19 protein-coding genes are annotated in these 19,829 nt (G+C 73.0%); 14 read left to right on the top strand and 5 right to left on the bottom strand.

Annotated features, from left to right (window positions below; translation table 11 throughout):
• Nucleotides 1-88 precede the first annotated feature (88 nt).
• The 5 genes from ACULK2_RS00595 to ACULK2_RS00615 are packed head-to-tail and all read left to right on the top strand — an operon-like array spanning nt 89 to nt 5,013.
• A complete protein-coding gene (locus tag ACULK2_RS00595) occupies nt 89-1,051 on the top strand; it encodes an ABC transporter substrate-binding protein (protein WP_445967670.1) in 963 nt (320 codons plus the stop codon).
• A 38-nt stretch (nt 1,052-1,089) separates the two neighbouring features.
• The gene (locus ACULK2_RS00600) at nt 1,090-2,088 is read left to right on the top strand and encodes an amino acid ABC transporter permease (protein WP_445967669.1); all 999 of its coding nucleotides are present in this window, start codon (nt 1,090-1,092) and stop codon (nt 2,086-2,088) included.
• Nucleotides 2,085-2,891 (top strand): amino acid ABC transporter ATP-binding protein, encoded by an 807-nt coding sequence (locus ACULK2_RS00605; RefSeq protein WP_445967668.1) that lies wholly within the window; start codon nt 2,085-2,087, stop codon nt 2,889-2,891. Before ACULK2_RS00600 ends, ACULK2_RS00605 begins: the two co-directional genes overlap by 4 nt.
• Nucleotides 2,891-4,117, top strand: a complete 1,227-nt coding sequence (locus ACULK2_RS00610; protein WP_445967667.1) for a M20/M25/M40 family metallo-hydrolase — start codon at nt 2,891-2,893, stop codon at nt 4,115-4,117. Before ACULK2_RS00605 ends, ACULK2_RS00610 begins: the two co-directional genes overlap by 1 nt.
• Nucleotides 4,118-4,137: 20 nt before the next feature.
• Entirely contained in the window at nt 4,138-5,013 is an 876-nt protein-coding gene (locus ACULK2_RS00615) for a MurR/RpiR family transcriptional regulator (protein WP_445967666.1), read from the top strand.
• A 12-nt stretch (nt 5,014-5,025) separates the two neighbouring features.
• Here the strand turns inward: ACULK2_RS00615 and ACULK2_RS00620 are convergent, their stop codons facing one another.
• Nucleotides 5,026-5,193, bottom strand: a complete 168-nt coding sequence (locus ACULK2_RS00620) for a hypothetical protein (RefSeq protein ID WP_445967665.1) — start codon at nt 5,191-5,193, stop codon at nt 5,026-5,028.
• 358 nt (nt 5,194-5,551) lie between these two features.
• Here ACULK2_RS00620 and ACULK2_RS00625 point away from each other — a divergent pair, with 358 nt between their 5' ends.
• Both ACULK2_RS00625 and ACULK2_RS00630 read left to right on the top strand, forming a co-directional pair.
• Nucleotides 5,552-6,583: a TerC/Alx family metal homeostasis membrane protein gene (locus ACULK2_RS00625; RefSeq protein WP_501045004.1), complete on the top strand. Its 1,032-nt coding sequence runs from the start codon at nt 5,552-5,554 to the stop codon at nt 6,581-6,583.
• A gap of 89 nt (nt 6,584-6,672) precedes the next feature.
• Entirely contained in the window at nt 6,673-8,787 is a 2,115-nt protein-coding gene (locus tag ACULK2_RS00630; RefSeq protein ID WP_445967663.1) for a multicopper oxidase family protein, read from the top strand.
• Nucleotides 8,788-8,818: 31 nt separating this feature from the next.
• On the opposite strand, the gene ACULK2_RS00635 is transcribed toward ACULK2_RS00630, so the two are convergent.
• Nucleotides 8,819-10,351 (bottom strand): alpha/beta hydrolase, encoded by a 1,533-nt coding sequence (locus ACULK2_RS00635; protein WP_445967662.1) that lies wholly within the window; start codon nt 10,349-10,351, stop codon nt 8,819-8,821.
• 91 nt (nt 10,352-10,442) lie between these two features.
• Nucleotides 10,443-10,847, bottom strand: coding sequence for an NUDIX domain-containing protein (locus ACULK2_RS00640; RefSeq protein ID WP_445967661.1), 405 nt, complete (start codon nt 10,845-10,847; stop codon nt 10,443-10,445).
• A gap of 61 nt (nt 10,848-10,908) precedes the next feature.
• Between ACULK2_RS00640 and ACULK2_RS00645 the strand changes: the two genes are divergently transcribed.
• Nucleotides 10,909-12,210 carry an alpha-hydroxy-acid oxidizing protein gene (locus tag ACULK2_RS00645; RefSeq protein WP_445967660.1) on the top strand — a complete coding sequence of 434 codons (1,302 nt, stop codon included), beginning with the start codon at nt 10,909-10,911 and terminating at the stop codon, nt 12,208-12,210.
• A 36-nt stretch (nt 12,211-12,246) separates the two neighbouring features.
• On the opposite strand, the gene ACULK2_RS00650 is transcribed toward ACULK2_RS00645, so the two are convergent.
• Nucleotides 12,247-13,023, bottom strand: a complete 777-nt coding sequence (locus ACULK2_RS00650; protein WP_445967659.1) for a polysaccharide deacetylase family protein — start codon at nt 13,021-13,023, stop codon at nt 12,247-12,249.
• A gap of 210 nt (nt 13,024-13,233) precedes the next feature.
• Here ACULK2_RS00650 and ACULK2_RS00655 point away from each other — a divergent pair, with 210 nt between their 5' ends.
• The 6 genes from ACULK2_RS00655 (at nt 13,234) to ACULK2_RS00680 (ending at nt 19,131) form a co-directional block, all read left to right on the top strand.
• Nucleotides 13,234-14,619, top strand: coding sequence for a glycine--tRNA ligase (locus ACULK2_RS00655; protein WP_445967658.1), 1,386 nt, complete (start codon nt 13,234-13,236; stop codon nt 14,617-14,619).
• A gap of 128 nt (nt 14,620-14,747) precedes the next feature.
• Nucleotides 14,748-15,272, top strand: a complete 525-nt coding sequence (locus ACULK2_RS00660; protein ID WP_445967657.1) for a thioredoxin family protein — start codon at nt 14,748-14,750, stop codon at nt 15,270-15,272.
• A 16-nt stretch (nt 15,273-15,288) separates the two neighbouring features.
• Nucleotides 15,289-16,026 carry a cytochrome c biogenesis CcdA family protein gene (locus ACULK2_RS00665; protein WP_445967656.1) on the top strand — a complete coding sequence of 246 codons (738 nt, stop codon included), beginning with the start codon at nt 15,289-15,291 and terminating at the stop codon, nt 16,024-16,026.
• Nucleotides 16,019-16,822 carry a response regulator gene (locus ACULK2_RS00670; protein ID WP_445967655.1) on the top strand — a complete coding sequence of 268 codons (804 nt, stop codon included), beginning with the start codon at nt 16,019-16,021 and terminating at the stop codon, nt 16,820-16,822. Before ACULK2_RS00665 ends, ACULK2_RS00670 begins: the two co-directional genes overlap by 8 nt.
• Nucleotides 16,819-17,955, top strand: coding sequence for a sensor histidine kinase (locus tag ACULK2_RS00675; RefSeq protein ID WP_445967654.1), 1,137 nt, complete (start codon nt 16,819-16,821; stop codon nt 17,953-17,955). Before ACULK2_RS00670 ends, ACULK2_RS00675 begins: the two co-directional genes overlap by 4 nt.
• 126 nt (nt 17,956-18,081) lie before the next feature.
• On the top strand, nt 18,082-19,131 hold the full coding sequence (locus tag ACULK2_RS00680; protein ID WP_445967653.1) for a hypothetical protein: 1,050 nt from the start codon (nt 18,082-18,084) through the stop codon (nt 19,129-19,131).
• A gap of 19 nt (nt 19,132-19,150) precedes the next feature.
• Here ACULK2_RS00680 and ACULK2_RS00685 read toward each other — a convergent pair whose 3' ends face one another.
• Entirely contained in the window at nt 19,151-19,798 is a 648-nt protein-coding gene (locus tag ACULK2_RS00685) for a GNAT family N-acetyltransferase (RefSeq protein ID WP_445967652.1), read from the bottom strand.
• Between the last annotated feature and the right edge of the window lie 31 nt (nt 19,799-19,829).

Raw genomic sequence — 19,829 nt, forward strand, 5'->3', positions numbered from 1 at the left:
AGATAGATAAATCTCTGGCTTTCCTGAAACATCTGTTACATACTCGGTCCCACCCGCTCCCGATGTCGTGACCAAGAAGGGCTCGCACATGTTCGCTCCCACCACCACCCGGACGGCGCTCGTCGTCGCCGCACTCGCCGGCGCCACCGTGCTCGCCGGCTGCAGCACCGCCGCCTCGTCGGCCGACTCCGCCGCCGAGGGCGACGCGGTCGAGGTCGCCGGCATCGAGATCGCCGTGGACGAGGCCGCCGCCGAACTGCTCCCCGCCGACATCGCCGAGGCCGGGTCGGTCAAGGTCGCCACCGACGCGCCGTACGCGCCGTTCGAGATGTTCCTCGAGGAGGGGTCCGACGAGCTCACCGGCGTCGACGTCGACCTCGGCCACGCGATCGGCGCGAAGCTCGGCATCGACTTCGCGTTCGAGCAGCAGGCGTTCGACGGCATCATCCCCGCCCTCCAGGCCGGCAACTTCGACGTCACGATCAGCGCCATGACCTCGAGCGTCGAGCGCATGGAGGTGCTGACCTTCGTGGACTACTCGGCGTCGGGCACCGGCATCCTCACGAGCGCGGGCAACCCCGAGGGCATCGAGGGCTACCTCGACCTCTGCGGGCAGGACGTCGCCGTGCAGGCCGCGACCAGCCAGGTCGACCTCGTCACCGACGTCTGGCAGGGCGAGTGCGAGGCCGAGGGCCTCGACCCGATCGCCCTCGCCGAGTTCCCCTCCGACGCCGACGCGCAGCTCGCCATCACGAGCGGCAAGGCCGTCGCCTCGCTGCTCACGAAGCCGAGCGCCGGCTACGTCGCCAAGACGACGAACGACGGCGCGACCTTCGAGGTCGTCGAGGACCCGTCGGCGCCGAACGGATACGATGCCACCCTCAACGGCATCGGCGTGCTCGCCGAGAACGAGGAGCTCGCCGAGGCCATCCGGGCGGCGCTCCAGTCGCTCATGGACGACGGCACCTACGAGGCGATCCTCGACCAGTACGGCGTCACCGGCATCGGCATCGACGAGGCCACGATCAACGGCGCCGCCGACGCCAAGTGAGCCCTTCGGGCACGCTCCGAGCAGAAAGCACCACACCCATGACCGCAACGCAGCCGTCATCCACGGCGGCACCCGAGGGGTTCCACGGCCCCTCGGGTGCCCGCCCGGGCCCGATCGAGGCCGTTCCCGTCCGGCATCCGGGGCGCTGGATCGCTGCGGCGATCGTGCTCGTGGTCGGCATCGGCGCGATCGCGTCGATCCTGCAGAACCCGAACCTCGACCTGCCGACGGTCGCCGAGTACCTGTTCAAGCCGCTCACGATCAACGGCGTGCTCATCACGCTGTGGCTGACCGCGGCCTCCATGGTCATGGGCGTCTTCGGCGGCATCGTCATCGCGGTCATGCGGCTCTCGGCCAATCCGGTGCTCTCGGTGGCCGCGTGGCTCTTCATCTGGGTGTTCCGCGGCACCCCCCTGCTGCTCCAGCTGATCTTCTGGGGCTTCATCGGCGCGTTCATCCCGAAGATCGTGGTCGGGGTGCCGTTCACGTCGATCGAGTTCTGGTCGTTCACCACGAGCGACCTCATCCCCGCGACGGTCGCCGCGCTGCTCGCCCTCGGCCTCAACGAGATGGCGTACGCCGCCGAGATCGTCCGCGCCGGGATCCAGTCGGTCGATCCGGGCCAGACCGAGGCGGCGCACTCGCTCGGCATGTCGCCCGCGAAGACGCTCCGCCGCATCGTCCTGCCGCAGGCGATGCGCGTCATCATCCCGCCGATGGGCAACGAGACCATCACGATGCTGAAGAGCACGTCGCTCGTCGCCATCGTCGCCGGCGACGACCTCATGTCGAACATCCGCGAGGCGTACACGCAGAACTACAAGATCATCCCGCTCCTCATCGTCGCGGCGATCTGGTACCTGGCGCTCACGTCCCTGCTCTCGATCCCGCAGATGTGGCTCGAGCGCCGCTACGGGCGCGGCTTCGACGGCGCCCGGCCCACCATCGGATCCCGCGTGTCGACGTTCACGCAGAGCATCGCGCTGCCCGCCCGCACCGGGCGCGCACCCCGCGCGAAGAAGGAGTCGGCGTCATGACCGCCACCATCCCCCAGGCCGCGCCGCTCGCGGCGACCGCGGAGCGCCCCATGGTCGAGGCGGTCGAGGTGCACAAGCGCTTCGGCACCCTCGAGGTGCTGAAGGGCATCACCATGTCCGTCGAGCGCGGGCAGGTCGTGTGCCTCCTCGGCCCCTCGGGCTCCGGCAAGTCCACGTTCCTCCGCTGCATCAACCACCTCGAGCAGATCGACGCCGGGATGATCCGCGTCGACGGCGAGACGGTCGGCTACCGCGAGCGGAACGGCAAGCTCCACGAGCTCCGCGAGAAGGAGGTCGCCGCGCAGCGCCGCAAGGTCGGGATGGTGTTCCAGCGCTTCAACCTCTTCCCGCACATGACCGCGCTCGAGAACGTGATCGAGGCGCCCGTGCAGGTCGCCCGTCGGTCGCGGGCGGATGCCAGGGCGCACGCCGAGCGGCTGCTCGCGCAGGTCGGGCTCGCCGACAAGGCCGGCACGTACCCGGCGCAGCTCTCGGGGGGCCAGCAGCAGCGCGTCGCGATCGCCCGGGCCCTCGCCATGGAGCCCGACGTGATGCTCTTCGACGAGCCGACCTCCGCACTCGACCCGGAGCTGGTGGGCGACGTGCTCGACGTCATGCGCGGCCTCGCCGAGAGCGGCATGACGATGATCGTCGTGACCCACGAGATCGGCTTCGCGCGGGAGGTCGGCGACGTGGCCGTGTTCATGGACGGCGGGGTGGTCGTCGAGGCCGGCGATCCCGCCCAGGTCCTCGGCGCGCCGCGCGAGGAGCGCACGCGCGCGTTCCTGTCGAAGGTGCTCTAGTGGCGCGCGCCACCGCCGAGGCGGCCGGCGGACCATCCGTCGCATTCCCGCCCACCCCGGCCGAGCTGCTCGAGGCGGCCCGTGCGACGGACGCCGGGTTCCGCGACGACCTCGCTCGCATCGTCGGCATCGACTCCGGCTCCCTCGACGCCGAGGGCGTGTCGCGCGTGGCCGCCTGGGCGGAACGGGCGCTGCAGGAGGGCGGGTTCGACGTGGAGGTCGTCCCGACCCCGGAGACGGCCGGGCACCGATACGGTCCCGTCGTCGTCGGCCGGCGTCGCGGCCGAGGATCGGCGCGCATCGTGCTGTTCGCCCACCTCGACACGGTCTTCCCGGCGGGAACGGCGGCCGAACGGCCCTTCCGGATCGACGGCGACGTCGCGCGGGGTCCCGGCGTCTGCGACGACGGCGCCGGCGTCGCGGCAGCGCTCGCCGCGGCGCGCGTGCTCGACCACGTGGAGTACGCCGGCTTCGCCGAACTCGTGATCGCGTTCACCCCCGACGAGGAGGTCGGGTCGCCCGCGAGCCGCGAGATCCTCGCGAGGATCGTCGACGGGGCGGACGCCGCGCTCTGCCTCGAGTGCGCGCGCGAGAACGGCGACCTCGTGGGGGCGCGCAAGGGGGTGGCCGACGTGCTCGTCACGGTCCACGGCCGTGCGGCGCACTCCGGCGTCGAACCCGAGCGCGGCGTGAACGCCGCCGTCGAGGCGGCCCGGCTGCTGCTCGACCTCCAGGCGCTCGGCGGGACCGTTCCGGGCCTCACCGTGAACGTGGGCCGGATGGCGTCGGGGACGCGCGCGAACATCGTGCCCGAGCGGGCGGAACTGCACCTCGAGGTCAGGTCGGTCGGGATCGGCGAGCTGCTCGCCACGCTCGACGCGATCGACGCGCGCGCGCGGCATCCGTTCGTGGAGGGCGCGCGCATCGCCGTCGAGCGGCTCGACGTCTGCCCTCCGCTCGAGCGCCATGCCACCGCCGCGCTCGCCGACCTGGCACGGGACGTCGGTGCTGGGCTCGCGCTCGACGTCGAGGTCGCCGCCACGGGCGGTGCTTCCGACGCGAACTTCGTGGCCGCCCTCGGCGTGCCGACCCTCGACGGGCTCGGGCCCGTCGGCGGCGGCGACCACGGCGCCGACGAATGGCTCGACCTCGCGACGGCGCCCGAGCGCGTCGCCTTGCTCGCCGGACTCGTCGTCGCGATCGCAGAGCGCGGACCGATACGGTGAGCACGGCGAAGGAGGAGAGCGTGGCAGCTGGGGAGGCGCCGGTGCCGGTCGCGGAGGCGATCCGCCGGGGCATGGCCGAGTGCAGCCCCGCCGAGCGCAAGGTCGCGCGGGTGCTGCTCTCGTCGTATCCGTCGGCGGGCTTCGAGACGGTCGCGAAGCTCGCCGCCCGCGCCGGCGTCAGCGGCCCCACCGTGCTCCGGTTCGCCAACCGGCTCGGCTACCGGGGGTTCCCCGACTTCCAGCAGGCGCTCCGCGACGACCTCGACGAGCGCTCGGCCTCGCCGATCGACCTGTACGACCGGCATCGCGCCGACTCCGGCACCGAGCCGGTCTCCGGGCTCGGGCGCGCCGCCGCGATCACGGGCGACACGCTGGAGCGCACCTTCGACGCGCTGGTGCCCGGCGAGTTCGACCGCGCGGTCGACCTGCTCTGCACGAGGAGGACGCGCATCTTCGTCGCGGGCGGCCGCTTCAGCGGGCTGCTCGCGCGGCTGCTCGCCCAGCACCTCCAGCTCATCCGTCCGGGGGTCACCGCGCTTCCCGAGCACGATGCGGGCCGGATCGAGGCGGTCTCCGGACTCCGGCGAGGCGACGTCGTCGTGCTCTTCGACTACCGACGGTACGAGGAGCCGACGCAGCGGCTGGCCGCGCTCGCCCGCGAGCGCCGGGCATCCGTGATCCTCTTCACCGACGCCTGGCTCTCGCCGATCGCGAGCGAGGCCGACGTCGTGCTGCCCAGCGAGACGGGGTCCCCGTCCGCGGCGTTCGACGCGATGACGCCCGTGCTGGCCATCGTCGAGGCCGTGATCGCCGAGTGCGCCGAGCGGCTCGGCACCGAGGCATCCGCTCGCATGCGCGAGGTCGAGCAGACCGGTCGCGAGCTCGGCCTCTACTGAGCCGACGCCCGGTTAGGGGAGCTGCAGCGCGGTGTCGCCGAGGACGACGGCGGCGACGGCGAGGATCGTGCCGGCCGCGATGACGAGGCCGGCCATGACGAGCATCAGCGCGGTGCCGAAGAGGGTCGCCTTCGACTCGCGCGCGCGGGACGACGTGGCGGCGGGAGGGTTCGAGGTCATGGCGCTCCTTGGCTCGACGGCGAGGCGGGGTCGTGCGTCGATCATCGCAGACCGCTCGCACCGGGAGAACTGGGAGAACGCCCCGAGAACGGCGTGAGGATGCCTCGGCGCGTCGCGCGCCGCGCCATCCGTCTGCTGTCCTGATCTCCAGGAGGGGAGTAGTCCCCGCAGGGTGCGTCGTCATTCCGGGTCCGCCGTCGGACCCCGGCGCCCCCGGGCCGCACGGCCCCGCGCTTGGGGCGGACACCGTGCGACGCTCGGACGAGACCTCCGGTTGCCATCGACAACTGGAGGAGACGTTGGACGTACCCCTGTACCCCTGTACGCCTGGTTCGCCGTGCTCGCGGCGATCATCGCCATGCTCGCGATCGACCTGTTCGCCCACCGCCGCGCCCACGTCATCGGCGTGCGCGAGGCGCTCGGCTGGTCGATCGTCTGGGTGCTCTCGGGCATCACGTTCGGCCTCGTCGTCTGGAACGCCTGGGGCGCCGAGGCCGGTCAGCAGTACTTCGCCGGCTACCTGATCGAGAAGTCGCTCGCCGTCGACAACGTCTTCGTGTGGGCGATCATCTTCGCGTCGTTCGCCGTGCCCCGCGAGTACCAGCACCGCGTGCTGTTCCTCGGCGTGCTCGGCGCACTGGTGTTCCGCGGGGTCTTCATCGCCGCGGGCGCCGCGCTGATCGAGAACTTCTCGTGGATCCTCTACGTGTTCGCGGCGTTCCTCATCGTGACGGGCATCCAGATGATCCGAACGCGGAACGAGCACATCCATCCCGAGCGCTCGCGCACGCTCCGGCTGTTCCGACGGTTCGTGCCGATGACCGACGCGTACCACGGCCGGCGATTCCTCATCCGGCGGGCGGGCGTCGTGGTCGCCACGCCCCTGCTCGCCGTGCTCGTGCTGGTCGAGGTCACCGACGTCGTCTTCGCGGTCGACTCCATCCCGGCGATCTTCGCCGTCACGACCGAGCCGTTCCTGGTGTTCACGGCGAATGCGTTCGCCATCCTGGGGCTGCGGGCCATGTACTTCCTGCTCGCGGACCTGATCCACCGCTTCCGCTACCTCAAGATCGGCCTCGCGGCGGTGCTCGTCTGGGTGGGCGTCAAGATGGCCCTGCTCGACGTGGTCAAGATCCCGACCACCCTCTCGCTCGCGGTCGTCGCCGCCATCATCGCCGTGGCGATCGGCGCGTCGCTCTCCGTCACGCGCGGCCAGGGCCGGCAGGAGGTCGAGGCGGCGCCGGCCGGCGCGTTCCGGATGGCGACGCCCGAGGAGCTCGCGGAGGCGGGTCCGGTGGTGCGACGGTCCCGTGCGGCCGCCGCGGCGCAGGCGGAGGCGGAGGCGCCCTCGGCGGATCGGCCCGCCGCGGATCGGCACCGCGGGACCTGAGTCCCTGTTCGCGCGCGGGGCCGGCCGAGAAACTGACGAATACTCAGTGGAACACGGCTGGCCCGACCGTGCGAGTGGAGGAGACGGCGATGTCCGAGCACGCAGGCAGGGGACGGCCGATCAGCCGCCGAACGTTCATCGCAGCCGCGGCCGGCGCGGGCTTCATGCTCTACGCGATCCTGCCCGGCGGCGAACGCGTGGCGCTCGCGGAGATCCCGGGGGGCACGCTGCCGCCCGGCGACGTGCCCAAGTTCGTCACGCCGCTGCTCGTGCCGCCGGTGATGCCCCGGGCGGGCACGATCAAGCGGAAGGGCGGCAAGCCCGCGGACTACTACGAGATCTCGGTGCGGCAGTTCGCGCAGCAGATCCTTCCCGCCGGCATGCCGATGACGACCGTCTGGGGCTACGGGGCGGTCGCCTCGGAGAGCCGGCGCGGGCTGCTGCTCCACAACGCCCCGTCGCTGACGATCGAGTCGCAGTGGGGGCGCCCGGTGCAGGTGAAGTGGATCAACGACCTCGTCGACGGCGACGGGAACGCCCTGCCGCACCTGCTCCCGGTCGACCCGACCCTGCACTGGGCCAACCCGCCCGGCGGCACGGCCGGGCGCGACATGCGACCGACCTTCACGGACACGACGCCCGGCCCCTACACGGGCCCCGTCCCGCTCGTCACGCACCTGCACGGCGCCGTCGGCGTCGGCGACGAGAGCGACGGCTACGCCGAGGCGTGGTTCCTGCCCGCCGCCGCCGACATCCCCGCCGGCTACGCGACCGAGGGCACGTGGTACGACTTCTTCGCCGCCAAGGCCGCCGCCTCCTTCGGCGCGAGCTGGGGGCCCGGCTACTCCGTCTCCGAGTACCCGAACGACCAGCGCGAGTCGACGCTCTGGTATCACGACCACGCGCTCGGGATGACGCGCCTCAACGTCTACGCCGGACCGGCGGGGTTCTTCATCGTGCGTGGCGGGCCCGACGGTGAGAAGGCCGTGCTCGACGGTCGGGACGGATCGATCGCGATCCTGCCGTCGCCCGCGCCGCGCGAGGGCGACAAGTTCCCCTCGAACAAGACCTACCTCGAGATCCCGATCGCCGTGCAGGACCGCTCGTTCAACGACGACGGCTCGCTCTTCTACCCCGACACCCGGGAGTTCTTCGACGGGATCGTCGGCGACTACATCCCCGCGGGCGAGTTCTCGCCGATCTGGCAGCCGGAGTTCTTCGGCAACATGCTGACGGTCAACGGCAACACCTGGCCCTTCCACCGGGTCCAGCAGCGCCGGTACCGCCTGCGGTTCCTGAACGGGTGCCAGTCCCGGTTCCTGATCCTCGACTTCAACGGGATCCCGGGGGTCGAGGCCTGGCAGATCGGCAACGAGGGCGGCTTCCTCGCGGCACCCGTGAACCTGACGGCGAACCACGGCAACCGGATGCTGCTGGGACTCGCCGAGCGCGCCGACGTCATCGTCGACTTCACGAACGTGCCGCTCGGCACGCATGTGCTGGCCAACGTCGGGCCCGACGAGCCCTTCGGCGGCGGCGAGCCCGACGAGGACTTCGACCAGGCCGACCCGGCCTCGACCGGGCAGGTCATGGCGTTCGTCGTCGAGCCGTCGGCGGGCCCCGACGCGACGACGCCGCCGCAGCACCTCGTGCTGCCGCCGATCGTGCCGCTTCCGGCCGAATCGGTCGTCCGGCCGCTCGCGCTCATCGAGAAGATGGGCATGGGCGTCGACGCGGCCGGCGAACCCGTCGAGGGGCCGGTCGAGGCGCTCCTCGGCGACATCCAGGACGGTGTCTGGATCGAGCGCACCTGGGCCGAGGAGGTGACCGAGAACCCCGAGGTCGGCGCGACCGAGGTGTGGGAGTTCGTCAACACGACCGGTGACGCCCACCCGATGCACGTGCACGAGGTCGTGTTCCAGGTGGTGAACCGGGAGGGCCTGGTGCTCGACGGCGACGAGGTCGCCCAGCCCGTGCAGCCCGATGGGAACGTGAGGCAGGCGGAACCGTGGGAGACCGGGTTCAAGGACACGGTGATCGCCTACCCCGGCGAGATCACTCGCGTCAGGGCCACGTTCGCGAGCCCCGGCCAGTTCGTCTGGCACTGCCACATCGTCGAGCACGAGGACAACGAGATGATGCGGCCGTTCCGGATCGGTCCCATGCAGGCGGGCCAGCCCGACGCGCACGGCGCGCACGGCTGACGCGCGCCGACCGCCGCGGTCCACGCGCCGGTCAGCGGGAGACCGCGGTGCCCGAGCGTTCGCCGGTGAGGTGCTCGACGCCCTCGAGCACCGCTCGGTGCGTCTCGGGCGCGCCGAGCAGCAGGAAGTGCCCGCTGACCGGGACGCGGATGTTGGTGGCGCCCTCGAGCATGCTCCCGTCCGGGATGTGCGGATCGAATCGGCCGAAGACCGAGACGATGCGTGCGTTGACGGATGCCGCGCGCCCGAGCAGCACGATGGTCTCGTCGCTCGGAAGGAGGGCGCGCACGCTCGGGTCGAGGATGAGCCGGGCCATGCGCGATCCTGCGAACGGGGTCGCGATCGCGACGAGTCCGCGGATGGCGTGCGGGCCGCGGGCGCCGTCCGACGTCGCGCCCGCGGCATCCGCCCCGGACACCAGCAACTGCTTGGCGACCAGGCCCCCCTTGCTGTGGGCCACGATCACCCGACCGGCCGTCGGCGCCGGCCGCTTCTCGATCGCGCGGCCGAGCCGAGTCGCGGTGTCAGCGATGCCGCGCCGGTTGGTTCCCATGCCGTGCACCACCCGCACCCGGTAGCCCGCGCCGTTCAAGGAGTCGCCGAGCGGCCGCATGAACGACCAGTGCTCGTAGATTCCCGGGAGGAGCAGCAGTTCCGGCCGGTCCTCCCGGCCGCGACGCCACCGCGCCGGCGGGCTCCACCCCTCGACCACGATCGCGAGCTGCCGCACCCCGGCGTACACGTAGTCGCGCGCCCACCACCAGCCCCGCGCGAGCGCGGAGAGCTCCTGGGGCTCCGACACGCGCTCGACCTCGTGCCCGACGTGCTCGCCCCGCGCGTGGCGCTCGACGAGCTCGGCGACGCGCTCGCCGGCGGTGACCATGGTCTCGTGGCCGCGGTCGGCGACCTCGACGTAGCGGCCGCGCTGCACCATCCGCGCCACCTGCTCGGCCCACCCTCGCGGCGCGAGCCGGTCGTGCTCGCCGCGGACGACCAGCGTCGGGGCGGCGATCTCCGGCAGCACCAGCTCGATGCGGTGGTCGAGCATGCGGCGCAGCTTCCGGAAGTACCAGCGCGGCCCCGCCTGCAGGTACGAGCGGATGCCGAGCGCGACGACCTTCGGGCGTGCGAGCGACGGGTCCTCGAGGAGCCGGGCGCCCTGCATGAAGGCGGAGCGCTCGCGCGGGTTCACCGTCGGGGCGATGAGCACGACGGATGCCACGAGGTCGGGCCGCTGCGCCGCGGCCTCGGCGACGACCTGCGTGCCCATCGAGTGCCCGACGAGCACGGCGGGTTCGCCGCCGCACTCCGCCTCGAGGAGTTCGGCGAGGTGCGCGCCCGACTCGCTGATCGTCTGCGTCTCACGCGGCTCGGGCGCGTCGCCGAACCCGGGGAGGTCGAGGGCGAGCACGCGTCCGTCGCGGGCGAGCGCGTCGGCGAGGTCGGACCAGTAGCGGTGGCCCATGCCGATGCCGTGCACGAGCACGTAGGTGGGCCGCCCCGCGCCCGACTCGGTGATCACCGTCACCGCGTCGCCGCGGCGGAACTCGCGCGTCCGCGACATCCGCACCCCTCCCGTCCGTTCCGATCATGCCCGATGCAACGCCGCGCGCACCCGGGATCGCGGTGTTCGCGATGCCGGGACCGAGCGGCGCTCAGTCGATGAGACCGGATGCCGCGAGCCGCCGCAGCACGTCACGGCCCGCGGGCGGGCAGCGGTCCGCATCGGCCGTGCCGACCCAGTGCAGCGCGCCGACCTCGCCCGAGGCGATCGGCGCGGCATCCGTCTCGGCGAGGAAGACGTGCATGCGAACGAAGCGCCCCTCCTCCTGCCCGTGCGCGAGCTCGCGGACCGTGAAGGCCTCGACGAGCAGCGTCGGGTCGAGCACGAGCCCGACCTCCTCGAGCGCCTCCCGCGCGGCGGCCTCGGCCGGTGTCTCGCCGCGGTCGAGCTTGCCGCCGGGCATGTAGTGCACGTCCCGGCCGCGCGCCGTGACCATCAGCACCCGGCGGTCGCGCACGAGCGCGATGGCGGCGACGTGCAGGTCGGGCAGCGGCATCCGTTCAGCCTATGCGCGGACCCGCTACGCTCGTCGGGTCCCGACGCGAAGGAGCGATGCGATGGCCGAGGCGAACCGCGGATTCGCGCGATCGGTGCAGTCCGAGGTGTACCGGGCAGGGCTCTCGGGTGAGCGGCCGCAGGTTCCCGTCGACCCGGATGCGCTCGAGCGGGCCGCGGCGAAGGCGCTGTCCGCCGAGGCGTTCGCCTACCTCGCGGGCGGCGCGGGAGCGGAGCGCACGATGGCCGCGAACCGCGCCGCGTTCGCGAGCCGGGCGGTGTGGCCGCGCATCCTCCGCGACGTCGCCGAGCGCGACCTCTCGATCGAGCTCCTCGGTCGGCGGCGGCCGAGCCCGTTCGTGCTCTCGCCCATCGGCGTCCTCGAGCTCGCGCACCGGGACGCCGACGTCGCGGTCGGCCGGGCGGCAGCCGCGCTCGGCGTGCCGTACGTGCTCTCCAACCAGGGCTCGCGCCCGATGGAGGACGTCGCCGCGGCGATGGGGGAGGGCGCCCGGTGGTTCCAGCTGTACTGGAGCGCATCGGACGAGCTGAACGCATCGTTCGTGCGTCGTGCCGAGGCGTCGGGTTGCGAGGCGATCGTCGTGACGCTCGACACCCATCTGCTCGGCTGGCGCACGCGTGACCTGGACCTCGGGTTCCTGCCCTTCACCCGCGGGCAGGGCATCGCGCAGTACACGAGCGACCCGGTGTTCGCCGAGCTCGTGCGCGAGCGCGTCGCGCGGGGCGGCGGAGGCGGTCCGCGGCCGAAGGTCACCCCCGCACTGCTGCGCTCGGCCCTCTCGATCGCCCGCTCCGGCGCCCGGAGCCCGCTCGTCGACGGCGGCGTGCGGGACGCGCTGCGTTCGCCCCTTCCGCGCGCCGCGATCGAGACCTTCCTCGACGTGTTCGCGCAGCCGGCGCTCACCTGGCCCGACCTCGCCCGGCTCAGGGAGTGGACGAGCCTGCCCGTGATCCTGAAGGGCGTCCTGCACCCGGATGACGCCGAGCACGCCCTCGACCACGGTGTCGACGGCCTCTGGATCTCCAACCACGGCGGTCGGCAGGTCGACGCCGCCGTCGCCGCGCTCGACGCACTGCCCGCGATCGCCGAACGCGTCGCCGGCCGCGTGCCGATCATCCTTGACAGCGGCGTGCGGGGCGGCGCCGACGCCGTGATCGCCCTCGCCCTCGGCGCCACCGCCGTCGGCATCGGGCGCCCCTACGCCTACGGGCTCGCGGTCGCCGGCGAGGCGGGCCTGCGCGAGGTGGTGCGCAACCACCTCGCCGAGTTCGACCTCACGATGGCGCTCGCCGGCCACCGGACCGTCGGCGGGATCGGACCGGAGTCGCTCCGTCAGGGCTGACCCCGCGTCATCCGTCGTCGCCGATCCCGGCCGGACTCACGGGTGCTGCTCCGACGTGAACACGTCGTTCAGCGTGACGGTCTGCAGGCCGCGCTCGTCGAGGAACTGCTCGAGGCGCGGGAAGACGCGGGTCACCGGATCGTGGTTGAGGTGCCCGATGACGATGCGCCCGGCCGCGAACCACTCGTCGGCGAGGTCGACGATCTGCTGCTCCGGGATGGCGCCCGAGTCGCCGAGCGAGCCGTACCAGAGCGTCGGCACCGTGTAGCCGACCTCCGCCGCCGCGGCATCCACGCGCGCGTCGTGCAGGCCGTACGGCGGACGGAAGAACGGGCGCGCGTCGACACCGTAGACCGTCTGCAGGTAGTCGTGGTTGTGCTGGAGCTGCCACTGGATCTCGGCGTCGCTCAGCGTCGTGAGGTCGGGATGCGACCACGTGTGGTTCGCGAGCTGGATCTGGCCGCGCTCGACGAGCGGGCGGATGGCGTCCGCGTTCTCGTCCCACGACGGGTAGGTGCCGTTGACGAAGTAGGTGAGGCGGATGCCGCGGGCCGCGGCGAACGCGGTGTAGGCGCCGACCACGGAGGAGTCGGTGCCGTCGTCGACCGTCCAGGCCATGACCGGCCCCGCGTCGGAGGGCAGCTCGGTGAGCGCGCCGGCGGGGACGGCGACGCGCGCCAACTCGGGCGCCGGGAACTCCTCGACCGCGGCCTCCTCCTCGGCGGCCTCCTGCTGGTCGGCCACGACGCGGCCCACGGCGAGCACGCCCACGACGGCGACACCGGTCAGGAACACGCGTCGGGTGAGACCCATGCGTCGCTCCCTCCGTCCGGGTCGGCGGTGCCGGTCGCGGCCCGGGCCGACCGCTTCACGAGCCGTTGTACACCGAGGTGCCGACCGCGGCCGGTCGCCCGCTCCGTGCGGCGCGAAGCCGCGGCATCCGTCGCCCCTCGAATTTCGTAGGATGGACAGCGACTTCGCGGGCGACTCGCCCGATTCCCTTCCTGGACCATTGGAGCCACCGTGGCCGCACCCACCCGTCTCGATTCCGTCATCACGCTCGCCCAGCACCGGGGCTTCGTCTTCCAGGCGGGTGAGATCTACGGCGGATCCCGGTCCGCGTGGGACTACGGCCCCCTCGGCGTCGAGCTGAAGGAGAACATCAAGCGCCAGTGGTGGCGCACGATGGTGCAGGGCCGCGACGACGTCGTCGGCCTCGACTCGAGCGTCATCCTGCCCAAGCAGGTGTGGGAGGCGTCGGGTCACGTCGAGGTCTTCACCGACCCGCTCGTCGAGTGCCTGCACTGCCACAAGCGCTACCGCGAGGACCACCTCGTCGAGGCGTTCGAGGAGAAGAAGGGTCGCGAGCCCGAGAACGGGCTCCTCGACATCGCGTGCCCCAACTGCGGCACCCGCGGCCAGTGGACCGAGCCGCGCGCGTTCTCGGGTCTGCTGAAGACCTACCTCGGCGTGATCGAGGACGAGTCCGGCCTGCACTACCTGCGCCCCGAGACCGCGCAGGGCATCTTCGTGAACTTCGCCAACGTGCTCCAGGCCGCGCGCATGAAGCCGCCGTTCGGCATCGGCCAGATCGGCAAGTCGTTCCGCAACGAGATCACCCCCGGCAACTTCATCTTCCGCACGCGCGAGTTCGAGCAGATGGAGATGGAGTTCTTCGTCGAGCCAGGCACCGACGAGGAATGGCACCAGTACTGGATCGACCAGCGGTACCAGTGGTACGTCGACCTCGGCATCGACCCCGAGAACCTGCGGCTGTTCGAGCACCCGAAGGACAAGCTCAGCCACTACTCCAAGCGCACGGTCGACATCGAGTACCGGTTCGGCTTCACCGGCGGCGAGTGGGGCGAGCTCGAGGGCGTCGCGAACCGCACCGACTTCGACCTGTCCACGCACTCCGAGCACTCCGGCAAGGACCTCTCGTTCTTCGACCAGCAGAAGAACGAGCGCTGGACGCCCTACGTCATCGAGCCGGCGGCGGGTCTCACGCGCTCGCTCATGGCGTTCCTCGTCGACGCGTACCACGTCGAGGAGGTGCCGAACGCGAAGGGCGGCGTCGACACCCGCACGGTGCTGAAGCTCGACCCGCGCCTCGCGCCCGTCAAGGCCGCCGTGCTGCCGCTCTCGCGCAACGAGAAGCTCTCGCCGCTCGCGCGCGAGGTCGCGGCCACGCTCCGCAGGAACTGGAACGTCGACTTCGACGACGCCGGCGCGATCGGCCGCCGTTACCGCCGCCAGGACGAGATCGGCACGCCGTTCGCGATCACGGTCGACTTCGACTCGCTCGACGACGACGCCGTGACCGTGCGCGACCGCGACACCATGGGCCAGGAGCGCGTGCCGCTCGCGGAGCTCGAGGGCTACCTGGCCGCGCGCCTCGTCGGCGCCTGACGCGCGGGGTGCGATCGGGCGCTCGTCAGGGTTCCGTAATCCCATCGGGCCACCCGCGGGGCCTCGACCGGCCTAGCGTGGGAGGCAGCGGGCGGACGTCGCCCGCGAACGACACGAGGATGCCCCCGATGCCTGCACCGACCGTCCGAACCACCGGAGCCGCCGCGCTGCTCGTCGCCGCACTCGCGCTCACGGGATGCGCCGCGACCGGGACCGCGGGCGAGAGCGATGCTCCCGCGCCGGGGTCGGCGGCGAGCACGCCGGAGTCGACGCCCGACGCGGCCGCGACGCCCGAGGCATCCGCCGACGCGGAGCAGGCCGACGCCGATGCGGCAGAGGCCCCCGCCGAGGGCGCCTACCTCGACTACACCGACGGCGCGATCGAGGCGACGGCCGGCCCGAAGGCGCTCTTCTTCCACGCGAGCTGGTGCCCGAAGTGCCGGGCGCTCGACGAGGACCTGAAGGCGCAGGGGGCGCCCGACGGGCTCACCGTCTTCAAGGTCGACTACGACTCGCGCACCGACCTGCGGCAGCAGTACGGCGTGACCATCCAGACGACGATCGTGTTCGTCGACGACGCGGGCGAGGAGATCTCGAGCGTCGTGCTCTACGAGGACCCGTCGGTGGAGTCGCTCGTCGCCGCCATGCCGTGACGCGGCGGGCCGCGTCATGACCGCCTCGCTCTCCCTCGCGCTCGCCGCGGGCGTCCTCACCGTCGCCGCCCCGTGCGTGCTGCCGCTGCTGCCCGTGATCGTGGGCGGCTCGATCGTCCGCGACGGCGACGAGCGCCGCGCCCGGTACCGCCCGTACGTGATCGCCGCCTCGCTCGCGGCATCCGTCGTGCTCTTCACCCTGCTGCTCAAGGCGACCACCGCCCTGCTCGGCATCCCGCCGCAGGTGTGGCAGGTCATCGCGGGCGGCATCGTGATCCTGCTCGGCGTCGACATGCTGTTCCCGCGGCTGTGGGAGCGGGTGTCGACCGCGCTCGGGTGGGGCGCGCGCAGCGGCGAGATGCTCGACCGGTCGGTCCGTCGGCAGAGCGTCGGCGGCGACATCCTCACCGGTGCGGCGCTCGGCCCGGTGTTCTCGAGCTGCAGCCCGACGTATGCGCTCATCGTCGCGGCGGTGCTGCCGGTCTCGTTCGGCGAGGGCGTGCTCTACGTCGTCGCGTACGCGGTCGGGCTCGCCGGCATGCTGCTCCTCATCGCGCTCCTCGGCCGGAGCCTCGTGCGCCGGCTCGGCTGGCTCGCGAACCCCGACGGATGGTTCCGCCGCACCGTCGGCGTGATCTTCATCGTCGTCGGCGTCGTGGTCGTGACCGGCTTCGACAAGACGCTCCAGACGTGGATCCTCGACGCCGGGCTGTACGATCCCATCGCACGCCTCGAGGAGGTGATCGGTGGCTGACCAGGTCGACCTGCTGCTCGACGGGCGGCTCGTGCTGCTCGTCGACGACGACCCGACCGTGCTCGAGGTGTGCCGCGCCTACCTCGAGTCGGCGGGGTTCCGCGTGCAGGACGCCGCCGACGCGTTCGTCGCGCTCGACCGCATCGCCGCCGAGCGACCCGACCTCGTCGTCCTCGACCGGATGCTGCCGGGCGTCGACGGCATCGAGGTGTGCCGTCGCATCCGCGCCCAGTCGCAGGTGCCGGTCATCATGCTCACCGCGCTCGGCGGCGAGGACGACCGCATCGCGGGCCTCGAGGCCGGCGTCGACGACTACCTCGCGAAGCCGTTCTCGCCGCGCGAGCTGACGCTGCGGGTGCAGTCGGTGCTGCGCCGGGCGCTCGCCGTCGAGGCGGCCGGCGCCGCGGTCGCGGGGTCGGAGGCGGCCGTCATCTCGCGCGGGGCGCTCCGCATCGACACGGCCGCGCACACGGTCTCGCTCGACGGCCGGAGCCTCGCCCTCACGCAGCGCGAGTTCGAGCTGCTGGCGTTCCTCGCGCGCCGGCCGGGCACGGTGTTCTCGCGCGAGGACCTCCTGCAGGGCGTGTGGGGCTGGAGCCACGGCGACCTCTCGACGGTGACGGTCCACGTGCGGCGGCTGCGCGAGAAGATCGAGGCGGATGCCGCGAACCCGCGCCTGCTCGTGACGGTGTGGGGCTACGGCTACCGGTTCGACGATCCGGGCGCGGCCGGGGCGTCCGGCGGGCCGGCCGGTGCGGATGACCCTGGCGCCTCGGGCGGGGAGGCGACGCCGTGAGCGGCACCGACCTCCTCCTCGTCGTCGCCGTGTCGGCCGCGATCGCCGCGGGCGTGGGCCTGGCGGCCTGGCTGCTGCTCCGTCGCTTCGCGTGGGCGCCGATCGTGGTGCACCTCGTGACCGTGGTCGTGGCGGCCGTGGCCTCCGTGGTGGGCGGCGTCCTCGTCGCGACGCAGGCGATGTACCTCTCCGACCACGACGCGCAGATCGCGCTCGCGATCGCGGTCACGAGCGGCGCGGTCGCGATCCTCACCGCGTCGATCCTCGGGGCGGAGATCGCGCGCGCCGCGCGCGTGCTGCGGTCGGCCGCGGAGGACCTGGGCCGCGGCGTCCCGGTCGAATCGCGCCCGCTGCCGATCGGCGAGTTCCGCGCGGTGCTCGACGAGCTCGCGGCATCCGACACCCGCATCCGCGCCGCGCGCGATGAGGTCGAACGCCAGGAGCAGGCCCGCCGTGAGCTCGTCACGCGCGTCGCGCACGACCTGCGGGTGCCGCTCGCGGGCATCCGCGCGCAGGCCGAGGCACTGCAGGACGGACTCGCACCCGACCCCGACCGCTACCTCGCGCGCATCGGCTCGCAGGTCGACCGGCTCGACGCGCTCGTCGCCGACCTCTTCGCGGTGTCGCAGATCGACGCGGGCACCCTCCGACTGCGGACCGACCGGCTGGCGCTCGCGGATGTCGCGAGCGACGCCGTCGCGGAACTGCGCGGGCTCGCCGACGGCGCCGGCGTCCGCCTCGACCTCGTCGTCGAGCCCGAGGCGTCGACCACCGTCGAGGGCGATCCGCTGCAGCTCGGACGCGCGGTCGCGAACCTGCTCGCCAACGCGCTGCAGCACACGCCGGCGGGCGGACGCATCGAGGTGACGGTCGACGGCGAGGGCGACGCCGTGCGGCTGTCGGTCGCCGACAGCGGGCCGGGCTTCGCCGACGACGACCTCGCGCACGCCTTCGAGGCCGGATGGCGCGGCTCGGCGGCGCGCTCGCCGCATCGCCTCGACATGACGGGCGGCGCCGGCCTCGGGCTCGCGATCGTGCGCGGCATCGCCCGCGCGCACGGCGGGGACGCCTCGGCGGCGAACGCGCCGGACGGCGGCGCCGTGCTCGCGCTGACGCTGCCGCGGGCGCGCTGACGCGCGGCGACGGGATCGGGCGGCACCGACACGGGCCGGTCCGACGCGCGACGGAATCGTTGCCGCTCCCGGTGCCGCCTGCCATCATGGCGCGGGAGCGCACGTCCGACATCCACGGGGGGAATGATGACGAACGCACCCGGACCGAACCCGCCCGACGACGACCGCACCGAGGTGTTCGACGCCCCGGGCGACGCCCCAGGCGATGCGGCCGGCGCCGCACCCGACGACGGGCGGCCGACGCGCAACGGCCTCGGCATCGCCGCGCTCGTCGTCGGCATCGTGGCGGCCGTGTTCGCCCTGGTCGCGCTCGCGTGGGAGTGGGCGTGGATCGCGGCCGCCGTGCTCGCGGCGATCGGCCTCGTGCTCGGCATCGTGGGCCTCACGCGGTCGGATCGCCGGAAGGGCCTCGCGACCGCCGGCACCGTGGTCTCGGGCGCCGCACTGGTGCTCGCCATCATCATGGCGGTGCTCTACGGCACGGGGGCGCTCGGCACCGGCGGTACGGCGCCGACGGCCTCGCCCTCGCCCTCGCCCTCGCCGTCGGCGTCGGCGAGCGAGACGCCGACCCCGACGCCCACCGAGACGCCGACCCCGACCGTCCAGCAGTGGGCCGACGAGGCGTGGGGCACGTTCACGAAGGTCGATGCGAGCGGCAGCGGCGACGACGTCGTGGCGATCCCGGACGGCGCGGCCGGCGGCATCGTCACGGCGACGTTCGACGGAGACGACGACACCGCGTTCACGATCACGCTGCTCGACGCGTCGAACCAGCCTTCCGGCGACCCGCTCGTCGACACGACCGACGACTACGAGGGCACGACCGCGTGGGGCGTGGCCGATGCCTCGTCGGCGCGCAGCGTGCGGGTGACGGCGAGCGGTGCGTGGACGCTCTCCATCGAGCCGATGTCCGCGGCATCCGAGCTGCCGAACGCGGCGAACGGCGAGGACGACGCCGTGTACCTCTACGGCGGCGACGCCGCGACGCTCGCGGCGACGCACACGGGCGACGACGCCGAGGACCCGTTCGTCGTGGCGCAGCAGTCGCAGCAGGCCTTCGGCGGCGCCGCGCTCATCGACGTGACGGGTGCCTACGACGGCAGCGTTCCGCTCGCCGCCGGGCCGTCGGTCGTCACCGTCCGCTCGACGGAGGACTGGACGCTCGCGGTGGGCTGAGCGGGAGCCCGACGGCGCGTCAGGCGGATCGGCCGGCGCGCAGCGCGCGCCACTCGCGCCGCAGCATGCCGTACGACGCGGTGTCCTGCCACTCGCCGTCGTTGTACTCCTCCTCGAGGAGCGTCGCCTCGCGCCGCATGCCGAGGCGTTCGCAGAGGTGGGCGGATGCCGCGTTCCGCGCGTCGAGGTGCGCCACGACGCGGTGCGCGGCGAGCCGGCCGAACGCGAGGTCGAGCAGCACGTCGGCGCCCTCGGTCGCGAGGCCTCGCCCCTGGAAGTCGGGGTGCACGACCCAGCCGATCTCGATGCGCGCGTGCTGGGCGCTCGCGAGCCGGACCATGAGGTCGCCGATGACCCGTCCGTCGAGCACCATCGCGAGGAAGACCGCGTCGCCGTCGGCGACCAGGCGCCGCATCGACGCCCGGGCCTCGGTGTGCTCGCGGGCCTCGTCGCGCTCGCGCTCCGGCCAGGGGATGTAGCGCAGCACGTCGGGCAGCCGCTGGTACTCCCACACGTCGTCGGCGTCGTAGGCCGCGAGGGGGCGGAGCGTCATCCGCGCGGTCGTCAGCCGGCGGTGCTCGACCTCGGCGACGTCGTACGGCAGGCGGAGCGCCGGCGGGCCCGCGTCGGCGGCCTCGTCGGGTCGAGCGTGCAGGATGGAGGACATCGAGGGGCAGCGTACCGCGGCCTGGTCCGAA

This window comes from Agromyces molybdatiresistens, assembly GCF_052748445.2.

Coding starts and splice junctions, on each gene's coding strand:
- ACULK2_RS00595 (WP_445967670.1), top strand. CDS start 89: ATGTTCGCTCCCACCACCACCCGGACGGCGCTCGTCGTCGCCGCACTC.
- ACULK2_RS00600 (WP_445967669.1), top strand. CDS start 1,090: ATGACCGCAACGCAGCCGTCATCCACGGCGGCACCCGAGGGGTTCCAC.
- ACULK2_RS00605 (WP_445967668.1), top strand. CDS start 2,085: ATGACCGCCACCATCCCCCAGGCCGCGCCGCTCGCGGCGACCGCGGAG.
- ACULK2_RS00620 (WP_445967665.1), bottom strand. CDS start 5,193: ATGACCTCGAACCCTCCCGCCGCCACGTCGTCCCGCGCGCGCGAGTCG.
- ACULK2_RS00625 (WP_501045004.1), top strand. CDS start 5,552: ATGCTCGCGATCGACCTGTTCGCCCACCGCCGCGCCCACGTCATCGGC.
- ACULK2_RS00630 (WP_445967663.1), top strand. CDS start 6,673: ATGTCCGAGCACGCAGGCAGGGGACGGCCGATCAGCCGCCGAACGTTC.
- ACULK2_RS00635 (WP_445967662.1), bottom strand. CDS start 10,351: ATGTCGCGGACGCGCGAGTTCCGCCGCGGCGACGCGGTGACGGTGATC.
- ACULK2_RS00640 (WP_445967661.1), bottom strand. CDS start 10,847: ATGCCGCTGCCCGACCTGCACGTCGCCGCCATCGCGCTCGTGCGCGAC.
- ACULK2_RS00645 (WP_445967660.1), top strand. CDS start 10,909: ATGGCCGAGGCGAACCGCGGATTCGCGCGATCGGTGCAGTCCGAGGTG.
- ACULK2_RS00650 (WP_445967659.1), bottom strand. CDS start 13,023: ATGGGTCTCACCCGACGCGTGTTCCTGACCGGTGTCGCCGTCGTGGGC.
- ACULK2_RS00660 (WP_445967657.1), top strand. CDS start 14,748: ATGCCTGCACCGACCGTCCGAACCACCGGAGCCGCCGCGCTGCTCGTC.
- ACULK2_RS00665 (WP_445967656.1), top strand. CDS start 15,289: ATGACCGCCTCGCTCTCCCTCGCGCTCGCCGCGGGCGTCCTCACCGTC.
- ACULK2_RS00680 (WP_445967653.1), top strand. CDS start 18,082: ATGACGAACGCACCCGGACCGAACCCGCCCGACGACGACCGCACCGAG.
- ACULK2_RS00685 (WP_445967652.1), bottom strand. CDS start 19,798: ATGTCCTCCATCCTGCACGCTCGACCCGACGAGGCCGCCGACGCGGGC.